Raw genomic sequence first — 2,618 nt, 5'->3', positions numbered from 1 at the left:
TTTGAGTGCTTTGTAGGCTTGTTTTTTCTTTTCTCTTTTGTCTAATTCAATAAGAATATCTTTTGTTTCTTGCTGTTCTTTCTTCTTTAACCATTCTTGATTCCATTCCTCTTGAAAGGTATAGAGAGGAGTTAAAGCGGCTTGCATGGTAGGTGTTTTGAATGTTGAAGGTTGCCCCACAAGAGCACCCCAGAGATTAGGAACAATTTTCCAATTATTATCATGTTTTTTGGGAGCGATACGCACGCCATTTCCAATAACAGCAGCCAAGGCACAGAGAGCAGAGACAGCAATAAAATCCATAGGGGCTTGTTGACGCTCTGAAACGTCATAAACATAATCCATGAATGGCATGGGGAGTTGTAATGGGTCAAAAGGCTCGACGGGTAAAAGAGCCGCCGTGATAGGCTTTAATTCCCCCCAACCGTTTTGTTGCAATGCTTGCTTATAAGGAATGGCTTCTAAACAAGTCTTATCATTTAAAGAAACATTATCGTTATCATTGACGGGAGTATTTTTATTATTGTTTTGTAAATTACTATCTTTCATAGTTTCCCTCTTTTAAGAAAGTAATACGTTATTAAAATCAGTTCCTTTTGGAGCTTGCATCATAAAGACCTCAAAGCCTTGGCTATAAGCACGTGCAGCTAGGGTAAAACCTGCTTTACGACCCGCATCATCGCCGCCGTCCATTGCAATGGTGAGACGTCCTTTTGTATGGGGTAAATTCACACGCATCATGCCACTGGTTGAAAGAGACGCCCATAAATCAACGGGCTCTGATAACAACCCAGACAAAAGAGCCAGACCGGTTTCAATGCCCTCACAAATGACCAGATGTTTGGGATTGCCTTGACTTAAATGCACAGCACCACCTGTTACAGATCCCAACATGGCTTTTGCTGGTTTCTGATCTGTTTTGCAGCCATTGTCTTTTAAAAAGGTTCTATGAATGGCAAAGGAACCAGCACCCTTAACAAGAGCCACTAACGCGGGCAGTGTACCCCCAGAGGGGTGTGGACATTTGTCGTAAAAGCGTAAATCAGGAGGCAAATCACATGTAATACCCCGCATACGTAAATAGGTTTCTGCTAAAGTATTTTTGATTGGTTGGCTTTGTTGCCAAATTGCTTTTGCTCTCTCTGCTTTCTGTTTTGCTCGTTTGAGATCAGCACAAAACTGTTTTGAGAAAGAGAGCGTCTGATCATAAGCTTTATCAAAAAAGGCTTGTTTTCCAAGCAAGCCAATTCTAATGAGCGCTTGTATGATCTCTCTAAAAGAGCAGCCAGCATAACAATAGAGTAAAAGACGCCCATCATGTCCATTGGCAAGGGATAAGCTAGGCAGCCTATCATCATGAGCAGGGCAACGGGCTGTTCCATAACGCCCATGCCAAGTACCGCGCAAGGCACGTGTGATACCTTGCGCATTCTTAAAAGAACACATCATTTTAAATCCTATAACGTTGCGTCACAGGACGGATTGTGCTATCTCTAGGGTGATGAGTTTGAGAAAGCCTTGTCCGTCCTTACGTGACAAGGTTTTTTTATGCCGCGTCACTTTGACGTTGCTGTTTTGCTTGCTCGATGACATTGATAAGATCCGATTGTAACCAACGGGACAAAAAACCAAATTTTAAAGGTTTTGGGAGAGAGCCATTGGTTACATGACGGCGGAATGTTGAGACACTCATATGAAGCAATTTTGCACTTTCACGGTCTGTCAAAAGAATATCATTTTCTGTCATACTAAAATCCTTTCTATCAAAAAATGGTAACAAATCATAACTATTTATTAACCACATTTTGGTTCATTTAGAAAGATGTTTTATTTATAGAAAACAATATTTTATCATACAATTTCTGATGTGATAATTTATGAGTCTTATTGAGAAAGAATGAGAGACAAGAGAGAGAAAGTTATCAACAGATCATGGGGTTATTCACCCCATATCTTAAGATTGACCCGTGACATAAGCCGCCCATTTATCCATATAAACGCGGCGCTGTTCTAAATAGTCAGTACGACGATAGGCACGTTCTACTTTACCGCCGACCGTATGAGCTAAAATAGTTTCAGCGACCTCATAGGGGGCATCGGTTGTTTCAGCAAGCCAATTGCGTAAACTAGAGCGAAATCCATGGGGGCAGGCATCAATCTTATTCTCTCTCATATACTTTGCCATACAACTATCAGCAAGGGGACCGCGACCGGTAGCAGAAAAAAATAAATCATTGCGAGAGAACAAGCGCGCTTGTTTTAAGATTTCTAATACCTCTGATGATAAGGGCACACGAAATTCTGTTGTAGCATCACGCAAACCTTTCATATTTTCAGCAGGGATAGTCCAGATATCTCCATCAACTTGATCTTTATGAATATGACACAAAGGATTGGTACGAACCCCTGTCAGAATAAGCAAACGCAAAGCCAGTTGTGTTAAGGTTGATGCTTCGCAAAGTGTTTTATAAAAGGTAGGGACATCTCTCCAATCCATAGCTGGTAAATTTTGTGTTTTATGACGTTGTTTACCTAAGAGCACGCGTGCTTTTTCTGTTGCTTGTAAATCAACATTCAAACCCAAGGCAGCCGCATGTTTGAGACATATATTAAGACGA

The 2,618-nt window shown here is 41.0% G+C and carries 4 protein-coding genes; all 4 read right to left on the bottom strand.

The features are described 5' to 3' along the window. On the bottom strand, nucleotides 1-549 hold a 549-nt coding region (locus ACFILW_RS09355), incomplete at its 3' end, for a DUF3987 domain-containing protein (RefSeq protein ID WP_375685657.1). A gap of 12 nt (nucleotides 550-561) precedes the next feature. Then, nucleotides 562-1,449, bottom strand: coding sequence for a toprim domain-containing protein (locus ACFILW_RS09350; protein WP_375685655.1), 888 nt, complete (start codon nucleotides 1,447-1,449; stop codon nucleotides 562-564). A 97-nt stretch (nucleotides 1,450-1,546) separates the two neighbouring features. Beyond that, nucleotides 1,547-1,747 (bottom strand): AlpA family transcriptional regulator, encoded by a 201-nt coding sequence (locus tag ACFILW_RS09345; protein ID WP_011180791.1) that lies wholly within the window; start codon nucleotides 1,745-1,747, stop codon nucleotides 1,547-1,549. A gap of 207 nt (nucleotides 1,748-1,954) precedes the next feature. Further along, nucleotides 1,955-2,618, bottom strand: a 664-nt coding sequence (locus ACFILW_RS09340) for a tyrosine-type recombinase/integrase (protein WP_375685654.1), incomplete at its 5' end; no start/stop codon positions are given.

The organism is Bartonella sp. TT110JLCBS, from assembly GCF_042193405.1.
GTDB lineage: Bacteria > Pseudomonadota > Alphaproteobacteria > Rhizobiales > Rhizobiaceae > Bartonella.
Note: the sequence above shows the minus strand (reverse complement) of the source record. Positions and strands in the feature narration are given on the sequence as shown.

Coding starts and splice junctions, on each gene's coding strand:
- ACFILW_RS09350 (WP_375685655.1), bottom strand. CDS start 1,449: ATGATGTGTTCTTTTAAGAATGCGCAAGGTATCACACGTGCCTTGCGC.
- ACFILW_RS09345 (WP_011180791.1), bottom strand. CDS start 1,747: ATGACAGAAAATGATATTCTTTTGACAGACCGTGAAAGTGCAAAATTG.